The organism is Phocaeicola salanitronis DSM 18170 (genome assembly GCF_000190575.1).
GTDB classification, from domain to species: Bacteria; Bacteroidota; Bacteroidia; order Bacteroidales; family Bacteroidaceae; genus Phocaeicola; species Phocaeicola salanitronis.
This window is the reverse complement of the sequence record NC_015164.1, coordinates 1,595,273-1,613,303: the sequence shown is the minus strand read 5'-3', so window position 1 is coordinate 1,613,303 and position 18,031 is coordinate 1,595,273. Positions and strand designations below refer to the sequence as shown.

Genomic DNA, 18,031 nt, shown 5'->3' with positions numbered 1-18,031 from the left:
CTATGTTTTGAAATTTGATATATAGTAAAACAAAATTAGTTTGCGAAAAAAAATCGAACGCAGAGACGCAAAGACGCAGAGGAACAATTTAGAGAGAAGGCAAAGAACACGGAGCTAAATGCCACTCTCTGTGCGCTTTGCTCTCTCAAAAAAAATAAACTTTGCGCTTCTGCGTCTCTGCGTTCCATTCCATTTTTCGCAATCCATTTCTGATTGACTATAATTTATTACAAATGTAAGGAATGTGATGGGATATATCCTAATATTCCATGTTAAAAAATGAATAGCGTGAATCCTATATATAATAGGTAAGGAAAACAAATGAGTGGTTGGGGTGGGTGGGAAAATTCATTATCGTGTAAAGTATGGATTGCAAAATGATAAGTTTGTCAGGCATAGAGAGAGGATTTAACAAGAAGAAGGTAAAATATCGCTTGGTTTTTTCTTAATTTTAATACTTTTTCGTGCTCAAGTCAAAAAAGAATTTGCTATTTTTGCAACGCAGTTAGGAAAGAAGAAGGGTCGGCGAGATGCTTCGGATGCCTGATGCAGAAAAGTAAATGCGAGTGTTTATAACTATATTATAGAACCTTTTAAAATTAAACAAAATGATTAAAGTAGGTATTAACGGTTTCGGTCGTATCGGCCGTTTCGTATTCCGTGCAGCTCAAAAAAGAAACGATATCCAAATCGTAGGTATTAACGACTTGTGCCCGGTAGATTACTTGGCTTACATGTTGAAGTATGATACTATGCACGGCCAGTTCGACGGTACTATCGAAGCTGACGTTGAAAATAGCAAATTGATTGTTAACGGTAAGGAAATCCGCGTAACTGCAGAAAAGAATCCGGCTGACTTGAAATGGAATGAAGTAGAAGCTGAATACGTTGTTGAATCAACTGGTTTGTTCCTGACTCAGGAAAAAGCTCAAGCTCACATTCAGGCTGGTGCTAAATACGTAGTTATGTCTGCTCCTTCTAAGGATGCTACTCCGATGTTCGTTTGCGGTGTAAACGAAAAGACTTACGTTAAGGGTACTCAGTTCGTTTCTAACGCTTCTTGTACTACTAACTGCTTGGCTCCGATTGCTAAGGTATTGAACGACAAGTTCGGTATTGTAAACGGTTTGATGACTACAGTTCACTCTACTACTGCTACTCAGAAGACTGTTGACGGTCCGTCTATGAAAGACTGGCGTGGTGGCCGTGCTGCTTCTGGCAACATCATCCCGTCTTCTACAGGTGCTGCTAAGGCTGTAGGTAAAGTTATTCCTGAACTGAACGGCAAGCTGACTGGTATCTCTATGCGTGTGCCGACTTTGGATGTTTCAGTTGTTGACTTGACTGTAAACTTGGCAAAACCGGCTACTAAGGAAGCTATCTGCGCTGCTATGAAGGAAGCTTCAGAAGGCGAATTGAAAGGTGTTCTGGGTTACACTGAAGATGCAGTTGTATCTTCTGACTTCTTGGGCTGCACGTTGACTTCTATCTTCGATGCAAACGCAGGTGTTTACTTGACTGATACTTTCGTTAAAGTTGTTTCTTGGTATGACAACGAAATCGGTTACTCTAACAAAGTATTGGATTTGATTGCTCACATGGCATCAGTAAACGATTAATCATCGGTCTTTAGACATTTTGATTAAAACAAACATTTAGATAGAGAGAAGTCATCCTTATCGGGTGGCTTCTCTTTTTTTCTTTAGGAAAGCGTGCAGATGAGAAGAAAAGAAACGATTAGGCTCAGCCGGCTTTCGACCGGTTATTGGGGAAAGCACCATACGGTGCGGGTAGCTGCGGATATCGAGGCATCGCTATACGGAGGGGAATTGACTTGTTTGCTGGGAGCGAACGGTGCCGGAAAGTCTACCTTGCTGCGTACGTTGTCCGCTTCCCAGCCTCCTGTATCGGGCGAAATATGGATAGGGGAGAAGCGTCTGGCTGAGTATGCGGATAAAGAACTGGCAAAGTTGGTAGGCATTGTTCTGACTGAACGGTGCGACGTGGAAAATCTGACCGTAGAAGAATTGGTGGGAATGGGACGGACTCCGTATACCGGTTTTTGGGGGACGCTTCGGAAAGAAGACAAACAGATTGTTTCAGAAGCTATCGGGCAAGTCGGCATTGCGAAGTTGTCCGGCCGTATGGTGCAGACCCTGAGCGATGGGGAACGCCAGAAGGTAATGATTTCCAAGGCGTTGGCGCAACAGACTCCTATCATTCTTTTAGACGAGCCGACAGCCTTTCTTGATTTCTCCAGCAAGGTGGAAGTGATGCGCCTGTTGCGTTCGTTGGCGCACGATTTAGGGAAAACGGTTTTCCTCTCTACGCACGATTTAGAGTTGGCGCTTCAGATTGCCGATAAGCTTTGGCTGATGAATGCACAGGGAATCGTTACGGGAACTCCCGAAGACCTTTCTTTGAGCGGTACGCTGGAAACTTTTTTTACTCACGAAGGCATCGTGTTCGACCCTCATGCAGGCTTGTTCCGTATAGCGTTTGATTATGTGCAAAACGTCCGTCTGGTAGGCGAGGGATATCGGTATGACATGGTTCGGAAAGCGTTGCGCAGGCAGGGCATCCGTGCTGGGCATGAGGTCTGTTCCTTGTCTTATATAGATGCCGGAAGTTTGGAGACCGATTCTTTTGTCTGGCATCCGGAATCAGGAGAAGAGGTTTCGTTCGAGACCATCGGCGATATGCTCGATTATATCGTACCGGTTCTTACGTTGTAATAGGATAAAAACGCATGGGCTTTTTTGCAAACATGTAGGGGCGTATCGCATACGCCCGGATACACCAACTTATCCACGTGGATGCTTTCGGGCGTATGCGATACGCCCCTACCAAAAGAGGAATTCATATTCAGAAGCCGTTTTGAATTTCTCCAAAAAGTTTTTCTTGGCTTGATGTGTTCGTTTTCGTGTGTGCTTTGGGCGATTTTTTGGTCCTTTCCGCTCCTGTTCTTCGTCAGATAGCCCGCTATCTTCCTCATCACAGAAGCGAAAATGCCTCAAAAACTCATTCCAAATCATCGCACGATAAATTCAAAACAGCTTCTCAATCATTATAATCTAATTTTTGATATATTTACCGTCGGGTAGGAAGCGTAAACTCCTGCCAGTCGTATTCCGTCCCTTCGTAATCGGCAATGGCGATGTGGATAGTTACTTCTCCGTTTTTCAACCGTTTGTCTCCTCTTAGATGAGCCGTATATTTGATGCCGTCGTGAGGAGCGATTTGCTCCAGCATCACCGAAGGCGATACGTAAATGCGCTTGTTGTCGGTCTGTACAATCGGTACGGCATTGTATACCGTCTCTTGGCTGGTATTGATGATTTCGAAGATGACTTTGCTTCCCTCTTCCGCCTGGATGATGTGGTCACGGTTTTCATCAATGAAACGGATGTTACGTATTTGCAGATAGCTTACGCTTGACGGTGCGTCTTGCGGGTGTGGGACATAGTCATGGTTCTCTTCTATCACGTAACCCTGCTGCGCCTTGCGTTCTTGTGCCGAGCTGATGGCTCCTCCGATAGCGGCTCCTGCCAAGGTGCCTACCAGTGTGCCGATAGCCGAACCCCGATAACCTCCGTCCCAGTGCCGGTTGCTTCCTACCAGTCCTCCTATGGCTCCGCCTACGTTTCCTCCTATCGAAGCTCCAGCCAGGGTGGAAGTTGTCTGATATGCGCTTCCGCATCCGCATAGGACAAGGGTTGCCAAGCTTAAAGCAATCATCTTCTGTTTCATATTTTCGGATTTTAGATTCTTCCTCGACAAATATACGAAATTTTCCTGTAATGCAGTGCTTTTATGTCACTTGAAAAGTAATATATACTGCATCTGCCGATGAAGTTATCTTCTCCGGCAGTAACTGTGGTTGGGTCTGTAGTAATTATAAAAGTTGTCTTGTATAGTCATTTTGTCTACTTCACATTGTCCGCTAAAATCACCCAAGAACCTTTTTTATCACTATTTTGACGTTTGATCACTCCTTTTTTCTTTAAGCGGTCAATCGTTCTGTAAATCGTAGATTCACTCAGACCCAGTGATTCTGCAAGTTGTTTATAAGTTGATTGTGGCATGCTTTTCAGAATGGACAAGATAGCCGATTCGTTTGCCGAAACTTTTACACTTTCATTTACACCTTCATTTACACCTTCATTTACACTTTCATTTACACTTTCATTTACACTTTCATTTACACCTTCATTTACACCTTCATTTACACTTTCATTTACACCTTCATTTACACTTTCATTTACACCTTCATTTACACTTTCATTTACACCTTCACTTTCGTTTGAAGATGAAGATATATGTTCTATAACCATAAAAGCAGTATCAAGGTTCAGACAGAACTCAGGTTTACCGTTGCCATTTTCTTTTAACTCTTCTTCCACACGAAGTATACCACGGCTAAAACGGTTGACAAACCCCAGCACTTTCATGGTTTCCGCCACGATAGGATTGCGGTAATCGTTTACCAATGGAAAGTTTTTTTCATTGACTTTGCCATATAATCCACCGGGATTCATTATCTCAATGCGGTCATCGTATTGGTAGAACTGAATAGGGCCGTTGCTTTCGTATGTACGGTGGCAAACCGCATTCATCAGTAGTTCTCGTGTAGCCCAGTGCGGATAGTCCATCACGGTCTTTTCTCTGAGGGCACTGACAGGTACGGGACGGCGGTTGGTGATTGCTGTATCTACAAATGTATCTAATTGGTAGAGTACCTTGCAGAGATTTCCGGCAAACTTGTATTCGCTTTTTATCTCTGAAGCTCGTCCCTTGTCACCAAAGCGCACATACTGAATATATGCGCCAGGAAGAAACCGCTCTATATTTTTCCCAAAGAATAGAATACCTGCATACGTAGGGCAGTCATAACGGGTATCAAAGAACCCAAGCGATTGAAGTTGTATCTTTACATCACGCCGGTCATCGTTCAAAACATCGGCAGGTATGGCCTTAGGCAAATACTGTTGTTTGAAAACGTTGGTGTCCAAATCGTTTACGGTTGCACCCATGCAAGGCATTGCGTCGAAAGTTTTGATGTGGGCAGCACGTTTCTCGTATAGCCGCCGTTCATCATCTTCGTTGGCCGTTCCTTTTCTCGGTCCGATTCTTACCCATACTCGTCCTTTGTATCTTACTGGGGGAAATTGTGAAGGATATACCTCTGCTACCACGACATCGCCTTTAGGAAGCGTTATTTTCTGAACGCTCATAGACGGTTGTGGCTGAATATTGCCATCGGTACGGATGGCTGCAATGTTTTTGAGCAATTCGTCTGTTACTTGAATGGGAAGGACTTCTCCGTTATCTTTCGCACCGATAATTAAATATCCCGGACGGTTGTTGTTCGGCAAATCGTTGGCAAAGGCACAAATAGCCTGTCCGAACTTGTCGGTGTTGTTGGTTGAAATAGTACGTTCCACACTGTCATTCTCCAAATCCCTTAATAATTTCTGTATATCTTCTGCTGTTACTGCCATATCCGTTTTTATTTGATTTCCGCCAGCAATAGTCTGTTAAACTGACTATTAACAAAAAAGTGGTCAAGTCCGCCGATTCATTATATTCAGAAGCTGTTTTGAATTTCTCCAAAAAGTTTTTCTTGGCTTGATGTATCCGTTTTCGTGCGTGCTTTGGGCGATTTTTTGGTCTTTTTCGCTCCTGTTCTTCGTCAGATAGCCCGCTATCTTCCTCATCACAGAAGCGAAAATGCCTCAAAAACTCATCCCAAATTATCGTACGATAAATTCAAAACAGCTTCTCAAGGTTTCCTTATCTTTTTATAAAGATGAATAGAAACGAGCTTTACTAAGATAATAAGCATTGCGTTACTCAAATCCGCAGTAAAGATAAACAAATGGCATGAGAAATTTAGAACTTGTTTTGAATTTCTACGAAAAATTTTTCTTGGCTTGCCGTATTCGTTTTTTGTGTGCTTGGGGGTAACGAAGCATGCGTTTTGACGAACATAAGTGAGTTGCCCGTTTAACATAAGTGAGTCGGGTGATTTACATAAGTGAGTCAGGCGTATCACTTATGTTCGTTTACGGGGGCTCTTGGTTGCGTGTCTTTTCTTGATTTCACTAGATACTTTTCAAAATAGGATAGTTAAACGAGATAAGACTAAGGACTTATAACGCATCATAATAAGCTAAATTACTTATTTCCCCATTTTATAAGTCAATTAGCTTATAATGTTTTGGCCGGTAGAGATGTTATTTATTGAATTCCGCAATGAGCCAATGTAAGGGCGGGGTTCGCCCGTCCGTATTCGCCTGCGTGGATGTATTCGGGCAGGCAAACCCTGTCCCTACAAGTTAATTGGCAAAATGCGGACATTCATAAAAATTTAAAAGATTCTGTGTACCTGTGTCTTCTGTGGTGAGAAAATGCACAATTTCATACCGCGTAAAATATAAAAGAATGCAGACGGGGACAGACGGACACAGATTTTACTATAAAATCACTTCTGGTTGACTTTAGAAGATGAAATGAGCACTTGCTTATCTGAATCTTTCTTTGTATATTTGCTGCATAAAAATGAGTTTGTATATGAAGAAAGAAATAAACGGTTGGCTGAATATTTTGCTGGGATGTATCATCCTGGCGGCAGGTTTTGTGTTTTTTATCAATCCATATAACATTGTGCCGGGAGGTGTGTATGGGGCGAGTATCGTGTTGCATAACCTGTTTCCTTCCGTTCAGGTAGGTACGTTCGGGTATATGTTCGATATTCCGTTGCTTATCCTTTCGGTCATCTTTTTAGGCACGAAGCTGGGGGCGCGTACCATTGCGGCTGCATTGACCACTCCTTTGTTGATGAACATCATGTCGCGTCTGGTATATCCTACGGAAGAAGCTTTGCATGCGCTTGACCCGTCTCAGCTTTTGGGAGGCATTATGGACTTGTCGGACCATCTGATGCTGACCTGCGTGATGGGTGCCGTACTGATAGGTATCGGGAGCGGTATTGTGGTGAAGAATCAGGCTACTACGGGTGGGAGCGATATTGTGGCAATGATGCTTCAGAAGTACATGCACATCCGTTTCTCGCGGGCGATATTGCTGGTGGACGGGATCGTTGTCTGCTTTGGTTTGTTGGTGATTGGGTTCGGATTGGGAAGCGGAGAAGTATCCGAGGAACCTTCCGTTTATTTGTCTTTGTATTCGTTGATAGCTATCTTCATCGTATCGCGGGTGATAGCTTATATGATAAACGGCTCGAAGAACGACAAGCTGATATTCGTTATCAGCGAGAAGGAGTTGCCAGATTTGCATAAGTATATCTTGAATGATTTGGACCGTACCGCTACATGTATTAAGAGCAGCGGCTTGTACACGAAGAAGGAGAAGGAAATGATTTTCTTGGTAGTGAGCTACAAGGAAGTGGCGGGCGTGAAAGCCACGATAAAGCTTGCCGACCCGCGTGCCTTCGTGGTAGTGACCGATGCTTACGATACGTTCGGTGAAGGCTGGAAGCAGCTTCCTTCGCCCAATGAGATTGAGCCGGAGTGATATCGGGGCTTACGCACGATATGATATACTTCTGCTAATGAAATTTCAAGATGAAGGAAAAGCCAGATTTTTCTGGAAATACAGCATGTCTGTAAGTACTTTTCCGTCTTCTATGATGGGATGGTCATAGTGGAGCGTGAAGAAGTCCGGTACCGTATGCGAATAGGTGAAACCACAGCTTTTGTAAAACGAGACCGTTTGTATGCTGTTTCCGGTTCCTACCATCATTGTTGTAAACTGCTTGCTGTAGAGTCGGCACAGATAGCTTATCATTTCCTGTCCGTAACCATGCCGTTGGAAAGAGGGTGCAATAGCCAGGTTTTTCAGTTCGCATACCTTGTTTCCTTCGTCCGTTACAACGGCGATGCCTATGGTATCTGTTCCGTGGTGCATGACATGCATTGTACCTCTTTCCAGGTAGCGGTCAATCATCGATTCTTGTTCGTCTGCCAGCAGCAGAAGGTCAAGGTATTGTTTCTTGTCGGTTTTTATTTCTGTTATTTCCATATTCATTACACTTGTCTACAAGGATGTCGGTTGTATGTCCGTCTTCGACAAATATAGTCAATCCGAAATAAAAAGCGAATATTTGCATACATTATTTTTCGCAAATCAATATTGTTTCGCTATAAAAGATTGAATTATGCCAATCAGGAGTTAAAAGGGAGTTATAGGTAGTTATCGCCCGCCGGTGCGGGCTGGGAGTTAGATGCCAATACCTTTTTGCGCCGCTTCTGTAGAGACGATGTGCAGAGACGATGTGCAGAGACGATGTGCAATCGTCTCTACTAGTAGCTTATACAAAATGCACAAAATAAATACCGCGTGAAGTATAACTCCTGAACGAAGTGATAACTCCTGTGGAACATAACTACGTTTAACTCCTGATTCGCATGAATTCCGCAAATGGCCCATGTAGGGGTAAAATAAAAAAGCCGGAAACATCTAATCGTGTGATGTTTCCGGCTCCCGCCTACTGGTTACTATTAATGAATTTCAATCACTTTGTTGATTTTGGCTTTTTCTTCAGGCGTACGTTTCGGCAATTCGATGGTCAATACACCGTTGGTGACGTTGGCGTTGATTTTGTCTTTTTCTACATCGTCCGGAAGAACCAATGCCTGTTGGAACTTCGTATAAGAGAACTCGCGGCGCAAGTACTTCTTGTTCTGCTTGTCTTCTTCGTTGTTTTCGGTCTTCTTTTCCATCGAGATGACCAATTCGTTGTCTTCACTCAAGTGGATGTTGAAATCCTCTTTCGTCATACCCGGAGCTGCGACTTCTACCTTGTAGTCGGTGTCGCTTTCTATAACATTGATAGCAGGTGCCGTTGCGTTGGCCTTTACCATCCAATCGTTATCGAAAAAGTCATTGAAAATACTCGGTAACCATTCTTGACTGTAATTTCTTCTGCTCGGTGTCATAATCTTAATCTCCTATTTTTAAGTTCTTTGTTTATCAATTCTTTTTGAACTCCCTCTGCCTTTCGGCTTCCGAAGTTCACTTACAGATGTGCAAACTCTGTGCCGCCAGACGGCATGGCTTGTTTTTTAAACTTGCGAAAACTATTTTAAACAAAATGCCTTTGCTTTTAAACTTTCGGAGAGCCGGAAGGAAGAAGTTTGTCATAAGGGATTGCCTATTTGGCAGGAAAGAAGAAAAAAAGTCAGTCGGACTTGATAGAGTGCCGGTTTTATGCTATATTTATCGGCATAAAGAGAGATGCCATGCATACGAAAGGAAAGTTTGTTTTAATCCTATTGATTATGATACACAGTATTGGAAACGCCTGTACTTCGGGTGAAAAGCGTGTCCGTATGCCGGCGGTTGCCGGTGCTTTTTATCCGGCAAAGGCGGATACGTTGAGAAAGATGATAGTATCGTTCATGTCCGATGCTTCTTCGGTAGAACCGGATAAGGAAATGCAAGCGGTGATTGTTCCGCATGCCGGTTATGTTTATTCGGGTGCGATTGCATCCAAAGCCATAAAGGCAATCCCTGCGGATGCTGCTTATAAGCGGATATTCTTGCTCGGTCCCAGCCATCGGGCTGCATTCGACGGTGCTTCGGTGAACGGTGCTTTCGGTAGTTATGCTACACCGTTGGGTGAAGTGCAAGTAGACAAGGAGGCATGCGATGCATTGCTGCGTGCCGATACAGTCTTTACCTATGTGCCTGAGGCGCACGTCCGTGAACATTGTCTGGAAGTTCAATTGCCCCTCTTGCAAGTACATTTGCGCGATGTCCCTTCCATCGTACCGATTATCATAGGTACGCAAGACTTGGCAAAGTTAAGAAGAATCGCCCAGGCTTTGCAGCCTTATTTTACTTCGGATAATCTGTTCGTTATCAGTAGTGACTTCTCGCATTATCCTTCGTACGAGGATGCCAACCGGGTAGATAAAGCCACGGGAGAAGCAATTGAGAGCGGTTCGCTCCGGAAGTTTCTGGATGCGTTGGAGATGAATGCCCGCGAGGGTGTGCCCCAATTGTTGACCAGTGCGTGCGGGCAAAGCCCTATCGCCGTACTCCTTTCATTAATGGAGGGACGCAAGGATTTGCAAGTCCGCCATTTGGCTTATTGCAATTCGGGCGATGCCGTTTATGGAGATAAAGACAGGGTGGTAGGCTATCATGCTTTTTCGATAGTAAAGAAGGAAGAAACAGGTGCATTTGTGCTGGCAGAGGATGAGAAGGCGCAACTTTTGCAAATTGCCCGTAGGAGCATTGACTATGCACTTGCCCGACGGACGGATTTGCCCTACGATTCTACGAAGATGAGTCCTGCGTTGCAACAACATTGCGGTGCGTTCGTCACCCTTCATAAGGGAGGAAAGTTGCGGGGATGTATCGGGAATCTGATAGGCTTTTTGCCTTTGCACCGTCTTGTCGCTAATATGGCTAAACTTGCCGCATTCGAAGACCCGCGCTTCTATCCCGTAGAAGAAAGCGAGATGAAAGACATTGATATCGAGATTTCGGTGCTTTCCCCTTTGCGGAAGATTCAATCCATCGATGAGTTCCAGTTGGGGCGGCATGGCATCTATATCATAAAAGGAGAGCATCGGGGGACGTTCCTTCCTCAGGTGGCAGGGGAAACGGGATGGACAAAAGAAGAATTCTTGGGGCATTGCGCACGCGATAAGGCAGGTCTGGCTTGGAACGGCTGGAAGGATGCGGAACTCTATGTGTACGAGGCGATTGTATTCGGCGAATAAAAAGGAAAATAAAACGATACGGATGAAAGAAGCGGCTTATTATATTTCGAATCCCGACGGGACGGTGGTATGTGTGCTCTGCCCGCACCGGTGCAAGATAGATGAAGCTAAGTGCGGGAGGTGCCGGAGCCGTATGAATCGGGGAGGGCACCTATATTCGTTGGCATACGCACGTATATGCGCTATGCACGCCGACCCGATGGAAAAGAAACCCTTGTTTCATTTCTTGCCGGGAGCGACTTGTTTCTCTATCGCTTCGGCGGGGTGTAACCTTTCGTGCCTGAATTGCCAGAACTGGTCTGTATCGCAGGTTTCTCCGATGGAAATCCCTTCTCAGACCTTGCTTCCCGAAGATTGTGTACGCCTGGCTAAGAAGTACGGATGCAGTGCGGTGGCATATACCTATACCGAGCCGCTTACGTATCTGGAATATGTGCGCGATTGTGCTTCGGCTTGCCAAGAGGCCGGACTGAAGAACGTGCTGGTAACGGCTGGCTATGTGAATGAAGCGCCTTTACGCGACCTTCTGCCTTTTATCGATGCCGTAAACATCGATTTGAAATCATTTTCAGACGAGGTTTACCGGAAGGTAAGCCGTGTCCGGCTCCAGCCGATATTGGACACCTTATTGGCAATGCGTGATGCCGGCGTGTGGATAGAGATTACCCGTCTTCTGATTCCCGGTATCAGTGACGGAGAAGAAGACATTCGTGCAATGTGTCATTGGTTAATGGAACACGGATTTGCGGACAATCCCTTGCATATCAGCCGCTTCTTTCCCCGCTATAAATTGCAGAACATCGATGCCACTCCCTTATCGGCTTTGCTCTCTGCCTGGCGGATGGCGCAAGAAGAAGGCATGCGCTTTGTGTATATAGGCAATACTTCGTTGGCGGATGCCGAAAACACTTATTGCCCGAAGTGCGGAAGTTTGCTGGTCAAGCGCGAAGGGTATGCCGTCTCTTCCGGAAGCTTTTCGGGTATATGTCCGGCATGTGGGGCGGATATTGCAGGTGTATGGACGTTTTGATGCATCGAAATGCGGGCAAGGTATTGGCGGAAAACGTAATAATCCCTATCTTTGCAAGGATATATCATTGAGAAGATATGAAAGAAGAAAAGGAAACAATCAGTGTACAGGGAGCCCGGGTGCACAATTTGAAAAATATAGATGTAGACATACCTCGCGACAGCCTGACGGTTATCACCGGATTGAGCGGAAGCGGAAAGTCTTCGTTGGCGTTCGATACCATTTTTGCCGAGGGGCAGCGCAGGTATATCGAGACTTTCTCGGCATACGCCCGCAATTTCCTGGGAGGAATGGAGCGGCCCGATGTGGATAAGATTACGGGGTTGAGTCCGGTGATTTCCATTGAGCAGAAGACCACGAACAAGAATCCTCGCTCTACGGTCGGGACCACTACCGAAATCTATGACTACCTGCGCTTGTTGTTCGCGCGTGCGGGCATCGCTTATTCTTACCTTTCGGGAGAGAAAATGGTGAAATATACCGAGGAGCAGATTCTCGACCTTATCCGCCGTGATTATAAAGGAAAACGCATTTATATCCTGGCACCGTTGGTGCGTACCCGGAAAGGGCACTACAAGGAATTGTTTGAGCAGGTACGGAAGAAAGGCTACCTGTATGTGCGGGTCGACGGAGAGGTGAAGGAAATCGTGCATGGCATGAAGCTGGACCGTTACAAGAACCATGATATCGAGGTGGTTATCGATAAGACCGTGGTGACGGACAAAGAGGAGAAACGCCTGAAACAGAGCGTGGCTACGGCAATGCAGCAGGGTGACGGGCTGCTGATGATACTCGATGCGCAGACCGAAAGCGTACGCCATTACAGCAAGCGGCTGATGTGTCCCGTCACGGGACTTTCGTACAAGGAGCCGGCTCCTCATAATTTCTCTTTCAATTCGCCTCAGGGTGCGTGCCCGCGTTGCAAGGGATTGGGCTACGTCAATCTGATAGATGTGGACAAAGTGATTCCCAACCGTTCCCTCTCGGTCTACGAAGGGGCGATTGCTCCCTTGGGAAAGTATAAGAACGGCATGATATTCTGGCAAATCGATGCCTTGCTCGAACGGTATGACGCAAACCTGAAGACGCCGGTCAACCAGTTGCCCGAGGATGCCATTAACGAGATATTGTACGGATGCGACGAACGTCTGAAGATAAAAGATTCCCTGATACATGCTTCGTCCGATTATTTTGTGACGTACGAGGGAATTGTCAAATATATCCAGCTGATGCAGGACCGGGAGGCTTCGGCTACCGCACAGAAATGGGCGGACCAGTTTGCCAAGACCGATGTATGTCCCGAATGCAAGGGGGCGCGGCTGAATAAGGAGGCGTTGCATTTCCGCATTCACGATAAGAATATCTATCAATTGGCAACGATGGACATCAGCGAGCTGTATGCATGGCTGCAGCATGTGGAGCCTTTTCTGGAAGAGAAGCAGCGCCTGATTGCAGCGGAAATCTTGAAAGAAATCCGTACCCGCCTGAAGTTCCTGCTGGATGTGGGGTTGGATTACCTGTCGCTCAACCGTTCTTCGGTCAGCCTTTCGGGAGGCGAGAGCCAGCGCATCCGCCTTGCCACGCAGATAGGGTCGCAACTGGTAAACGTGTTGTATATCCTCGACGAGCCGAGCATCGGGCTTCACCAGCGCGACAATATCCGCCTGATAAATTCGTTGAAGGAATTGCGCGACTTGGGAAATACCGTCATTGTGGTAGAGCACGACAAGGACATGATGCTTGCGGCTGATTATGTTGTCGATATGGGACCAAAAGCCGGACGGCTGGGTGGGGAAGTGGTCTTCGCCGGAACCCCAGCTGAGATGCTGAAGACCAGTACGCTGACCTCGCAATACCTTAACGGGCAAATGAGAATCGAAGTGCCTGCCAAGCGTCGGGAAGGAAACGGGAAATCGCTTTGGATTCGGGGAGCGAGGGGAAACAACCTGAAGCATGTCGATGTGGAATTCCCGTTGGGCAAGCTGATTTGCGTGACCGGGGTTTCCGGAAGCGGCAAGTCTACGTTGATTAATGATACCTTGCAGCCCATTCTCTCGCAACATTTCTACCGCTCGTTGCAAGACCCGTTGCCTTACGATGCCGTCGAAGGGCTGGAATACATTGATAAGGTGGTTAATGTCGACCAGTCGCCGTTGGGGCGTACGCCGCGTTCCAATCCGGCTACCTATACGGGCGTGTTCAGCGATATCCGGAATCTCTTTGTAAGTCTTCCCGAAGCGAAGATGCGCGGATACAAGCCCGGACGCTTTTCGTTCAATGTGTCAGGAGGCAGGTGTGAGGCATGCGGAGGAAACGGTTACAAGACCATTGAGATGAATTTCTTGCCCGATGTGCTGGTGCCTTGTGAGGTGTGCCACGGCAAGCGGTACAACCGCGAGACTCTGGAGGTGCGTTTCAAAGGAAAGTCGATTGCCGATGTGCTGGATATGACCATCAACCGTGCGGTAGAGTTTTTCGAAAACGTGCCACAGATTCTGAATAAGATTAAGGTGTTGCAGGAAGTAGGGTTGGGCTATATCAAGCTGGGACAGCCCTCTACTACCTTGTCGGGAGGCGAAAGCCAGCGTGTGAAGCTCGCCACCGAACTTTCGAAACGCGATACAGGCAAGACCGTGTATATTCTGGACGAGCCGACCACAGGCTTGCACTTCGAAGACATCCGGGTACTGATGAACGTGCTGAACCGTCTGGTGGACAAGGGCAATACGGTGATTGTCATTGAGCATAACCTGGACGTCATTAAAATGGCGGATTATATCATTGATATGGGACCCGAAGGCGGAAGGGGAGGAGGCGAGGTGCTTTCTGCCGGCACGCCCGAAGAAGTGGCACTGAGTCCGAAAGGTTATACGCCTAAGTTTTTGAAGGAAGAACTGAAGGTAAATTAAGAATGAAGAATGATACCATGTGCGGTATGAAATTGTGCATATTTTCACCACAGAGGCACACAGAGTCTTTTAAATTTTTCCACTGTGGTTACTCTGTGGTGAGATTCAAACGAAATTGCTTATGAAAATTAACAAGACCAATGTGGCACGCTTGCTGGATAAGGCAAAAGTGCCTTACGAACTGATTCCTTACGAAGTGGACGAGAACGACTTGAGTGCCGTGCATGTGGCGGCATCGTTGGGAGAAGACATCGAATGTGTATTCAAGACCTTGGTGTTGCACGGCGATAAGAGCGGGTATTTTGTCTGTGTGATTCCCGGCGAGCATGAAGTCGACTTAAAATTAGCGGCAAAGGTTTCGGGTAATAAGAAGTGTGATTTGATACCTGTAAAGGAATTGCTTCCGCTTACGGGTTACATACGCGGTGGATGTTCGCCTATCGGGATGAAAAAGCATTTCCCGACGTATATCCATAAAACCTGCCTGGATTTTCCTTTTATCTATGTAAGTGCGGGCGTACGGGGGCTGCAAATCAAGCTTGCTCCTGATGACCTGATACGTGAGGCGCGGGCGGAAGTGGCTGCATTGTTTTGAATGCACATTGCGTAGCCTTGCGGATGTTTTCCCGTGCAATATCCGGTTGTATGGCTTGTTCGGCAGGCAAGCTATCAGGTGAGATTTGAATGAGTTGGCAGAACCCCATCTTTTCCAATAAGTCGCGGTCTTCTGTCTTTCCTGCCAGCAGAAGGGTAGGGATGCCGGCTTTTGTCGCTCTTTTCAGTACTCCTGCAGGAACCTTTCCCTCGCAAGTCTGGCGGTCTGCCTTGCCTTCTCCGGTGATGACGAGGTCGGCATCTTTGATTTGTTCATCGAATCCTACGGTGTCCAACAGTAATTCGATACCCGATTGAAGCCGGCTTTTCAACAATACGTGGAAGGCTCCGCCAAGCCCTCCGGCAGCTCCCGCTCCCTTTACCTTATTTATATAGATGTGAAAATCCTGTTCGATGAGACGGGCGAGATGTTGCATCCCTTTGTCCAGCAGATGTATTTGTTCGTCGGTAGCTCCTTTTTGTCGGGCAAAGACATAGGCTGCTCCTTGTGGTCCGTAGAAAGGATTCTGTACATCGCAAGCTACGGTAAAACTTGTTTTCTTCAGAGCCGGATGCAGGAGATCGAGGTCAATACGTGCGATGTGTTTCATGATTTTCCCTCCTTGTCCCAATTCGTTTCCTTCTTTATCGTAGAGCCGTGCACCGAGTGCCTGCATCATGCCCATGCCTGCATCGTTGGTGGCACTTCCTCCGATACCGATAATGAACCGTCGGAATCCCTTTTTCAAAGCCTCCTTTATCAGTTCTCCCGTACCGTATGTGCTGGTCTCCATCGGATTCCGTTCGGCGGGAGAGAGTGTGGTCAGGCCGTTTATTTCCGCCATTTCGATAACAGCGGTTTGTTGATTGCCCAGTATGCCGTAGCGTGTTGTACGCATTCGCATGAGTGGGTCGTGGGCGCGGGTATAAATGATTTGTCCTTGCATGGCATTTATCAGTGTGTCGAGCATGCCTTCTCCTCCGTCAGCAATAGGGATGGCTACGGTTTGGCATTGAGGGTGGAGGCGATGTATTTCTTCTGCTACACATTGCTCCACTTCTTCCGATGTGAGACATCCTTTGAACGAATCGATAGCTAAAACAATCTTTTTCATAACGTATGGTGCTTATTCCTTTGCAAAAATAAGTAATTTTCATACCTTTGTCGGTGGAATAATGTTTTTTTATTAATCTAAAATAGTTTTATGTATGTTTGAAGGACAACCTAAAGGTCTTTATGCGCTGGCGCTCGCCAATACGGGCGAACGTTTCGGCTATTACACAATGCTGGCTATCTTCGTTTTGTTCTTGATGGACAATTTCGGCATGTCGCCGAGTACAGCCGGCAACATTTACGCCATGTTTTTGGCTTTAGTTTATTTCTTGCCGTTTATAGGAGGTATTCTTGCCGATAAGTTCGGTTATGGGCGTATGGTGACGGTGGGCGTCATTGCGATGTTTGCCGGTTACGTATTACTTGCCCTGCCGATGGGAAGCAGCACATTGGGGCTGGTGGCGATGTTTGCCGCACTGGTCGTAATCAGTTGCGGTACGGGACTTTTCAAAGGAAACCTGCAGGTGATGGTAGGCAACCTCTACGATGATCCCCGGTATGCCAAGCGGCGCGACTCGGCGTTCAGCATTTTCTATATGGCGATTAATATCGGTGCGCTTTTTGCTCCGACAGCAGCGGTCGAGATTATGAAGTATGCGCAGAACAGCCTGGGTGTAAGTGCGAACGATTCCTATCACTTTGCGTTCGGCGTGGCTTGTGTTTCGCTGATTGTTTCCATGGCTATCTATTACGGGTTCCGTAGCACGTTCCGCCACGTGGAAGGGGGAAGTGTGAAAGAAGCAGGCAAGGGTGCTGCTGCGGCAGAAAAGCACGAGGAGCTTTCGCCGCGTGAGACGAAAGAGCGCATCGTGGCACTGTGTCTGGTATTTGCCGTGGTGATTTTCTTCTGGATGGCATTCCATCAGAACGGTTTGACATTGACTTATTTTGCCAAGCAGTTTACCGCACGCAGCTCGGAAGGATTGGAAAGCATGATGTTCAGCGTATGGAACTTGGTGGCGGTGATATTCATCGTTTATGCCCTGTTCTCGTTTTTCCAGTCGAAAACAGGCAAAGGCAAGCTTGTTTCGTGTGTGGTCATCTTTCTGGCAATGTGCTTCTTGGGTTATCAGTATGCCGCACTTCCTGCAAGCACTCCGGTGGATGCACCTATCTTCCAGCAGTTCAATCCGTTCTTTGTCGTAGCGCTCACACCGGTATCCATGGCAATATTCGGTTCGTTGGCAGCCCGTGGCAAAGAGCCTTCGGCTCCGCGTAAAATCGGTTTGGGTATGTTGGTGGCAGCCTGCGGATACGTCATCATGCTTGCAGCTTCTATCGGTTTGTTGAGCCCTGCCGACCAGACGCAAGCCATCGAGGCGGGTACGGCTTCGTTCGTATCGCCCAACTGGCTGGTATCGACTTATCTGGTATTGACGTTTGCCGAATTGTTGCTTTCGCCGATGGGTATTTCGTTCGTGTCGAAAGTGGCTCCCCCTAAGTATAAGGGGATGATGATGGGAGGCTGGTTCGTGGCTACGGCTATCGGTAATTACCTCACTTCGGTGGCTTCGTGGCTGTGGGGCGAATTGCCGTTGTATTTCGTATGGGGTACACTGATGGTGCTTTGCCTCTTGGCTGCCCTGTTCATCTTCTCGGTGATGAAGCGGTTGGAGAAAGTGGCATAAGG

14 protein-coding genes are annotated in these 18,031 nt (G+C 46.8%); 8 read left to right on the top strand and 6 right to left on the bottom strand.

What is annotated here, in order from left to right:
- The first annotated feature begins 608 nt into the window (after positions 1-608).
- Entirely contained in the window at positions 609-1,619 is a 1,011-nt protein-coding gene (gap, locus tag BACSA_RS07180; protein WP_013617444.1) for a type I glyceraldehyde-3-phosphate dehydrogenase, read from the top strand.
- A 99-nt stretch (positions 1,620-1,718) separates the two neighbouring features.
- On the top strand, positions 1,719-2,735 hold the full coding sequence (locus BACSA_RS07175) for an ABC transporter ATP-binding protein (protein ID WP_013617443.1): 1,017 nt from the start codon (positions 1,719-1,721) through the stop codon (positions 2,733-2,735).
- On the opposite strand, the gene BACSA_RS19275 is transcribed toward BACSA_RS07175, so the two are convergent.
- The 3 genes from BACSA_RS19275 to BACSA_RS07160 all read right to left on the bottom strand — a co-directional run bounded on the left by BACSA_RS19275 (position 2,708) and on the right by BACSA_RS07160 (position 5,501).
- Entirely contained in the window at positions 2,708-2,995 is a 288-nt protein-coding gene (locus BACSA_RS19275; RefSeq protein WP_083802552.1) for a hypothetical protein, read from the bottom strand. The genes BACSA_RS07175 and BACSA_RS19275 overlap by 28 nt on opposite strands.
- Before the next feature lie 95 nt (positions 2,996-3,090).
- On the bottom strand, positions 3,091-3,750 hold the full coding sequence (locus BACSA_RS07165) for a hypothetical protein (RefSeq protein WP_013617442.1): 660 nt from the start codon (positions 3,748-3,750) through the stop codon (positions 3,091-3,093).
- A gap of 176 nt (positions 3,751-3,926) precedes the next feature.
- Positions 3,927-5,501: an RNA-binding domain-containing protein gene (locus tag BACSA_RS07160; RefSeq protein ID WP_013617441.1), complete on the bottom strand. Its 1,575-nt coding sequence runs from the start codon at positions 5,499-5,501 to the stop codon at positions 3,927-3,929.
- A 1,072-nt stretch (positions 5,502-6,573) separates the two neighbouring features.
- On the opposite strand from BACSA_RS07160, the gene BACSA_RS07155 reads away from it, so the two are divergent.
- A complete protein-coding gene (locus BACSA_RS07155; RefSeq protein ID WP_013617439.1) occupies positions 6,574-7,536 on the top strand; it encodes a YitT family protein in 963 nt (320 codons plus the stop codon).
- A 45-nt stretch (positions 7,537-7,581) separates the two neighbouring features.
- Here BACSA_RS07155 and BACSA_RS07150 read toward each other — a convergent pair whose 3' ends face one another.
- Together BACSA_RS07150 and BACSA_RS07145 are read right to left on the bottom strand one after the other, a co-directional pair.
- Positions 7,582-8,049 carry a GNAT family N-acetyltransferase gene (locus BACSA_RS07150; protein ID WP_065757450.1) on the bottom strand — a complete coding sequence of 156 codons (468 nt, stop codon included), beginning with the start codon at positions 8,047-8,049 and terminating at the stop codon, positions 7,582-7,584.
- A gap of 473 nt (positions 8,050-8,522) precedes the next feature.
- Positions 8,523-8,960 (bottom strand): Hsp20/alpha crystallin family protein, encoded by a 438-nt coding sequence (locus tag BACSA_RS07145; RefSeq protein WP_013617437.1) that lies wholly within the window; start codon positions 8,958-8,960, stop codon positions 8,523-8,525.
- Between the two features lie 342 nt (positions 8,961-9,302).
- On the opposite strand from BACSA_RS07145, the gene amrB reads away from it, so the two are divergent.
- The 4 genes from amrB (at position 9,303) to ybaK (ending at position 15,288) form a co-directional block, all read left to right on the top strand.
- Positions 9,303-10,754: an AmmeMemoRadiSam system protein B gene (gene amrB / locus BACSA_RS07140; RefSeq protein ID WP_169311439.1), complete on the top strand. Its 1,452-nt coding sequence runs from the start codon at positions 9,303-9,305 to the stop codon at positions 10,752-10,754.
- A 22-nt stretch (positions 10,755-10,776) separates the two neighbouring features.
- Entirely contained in the window at positions 10,777-11,784 is a 1,008-nt protein-coding gene (gene amrS / locus BACSA_RS07135) for an AmmeMemoRadiSam system radical SAM enzyme (protein WP_013617435.1), read from the top strand.
- Positions 11,785-11,861: 77 nt separating this feature from the next.
- Positions 11,862-14,693: an excinuclease ABC subunit UvrA gene (uvrA, locus tag BACSA_RS07130; protein ID WP_013617434.1), complete on the top strand. Its 2,832-nt coding sequence runs from the start codon at positions 11,862-11,864 to the stop codon at positions 14,691-14,693.
- A gap of 121 nt (positions 14,694-14,814) precedes the next feature.
- Positions 14,815-15,288 (top strand): Cys-tRNA(Pro) deacylase, encoded by a 474-nt coding sequence (gene ybaK, locus BACSA_RS07125; RefSeq protein ID WP_013617433.1) that lies wholly within the window; start codon positions 14,815-14,817, stop codon positions 15,286-15,288.
- Here the strand turns inward: ybaK and BACSA_RS07120 are convergent.
- A complete protein-coding gene (locus tag BACSA_RS07120) occupies positions 15,227-16,402 on the bottom strand; it encodes a glycerate kinase family protein (RefSeq protein ID WP_013617432.1) in 1,176 nt (391 codons plus the stop codon). The two genes, ybaK and BACSA_RS07120, sit on opposite strands and share 62 nt — an antisense overlap.
- Positions 16,403-16,496: 94 nt before the next feature.
- On the opposite strand from BACSA_RS07120, the gene BACSA_RS07115 reads away from it, so the two are divergent.
- Positions 16,497-18,029 carry a peptide MFS transporter gene (locus BACSA_RS07115; RefSeq protein ID WP_013617431.1) on the top strand — a complete coding sequence of 511 codons (1,533 nt, stop codon included), beginning with the start codon at positions 16,497-16,499 and terminating at the stop codon, positions 18,027-18,029.
- Positions 18,030-18,031 lie beyond the last annotated feature (2 nt).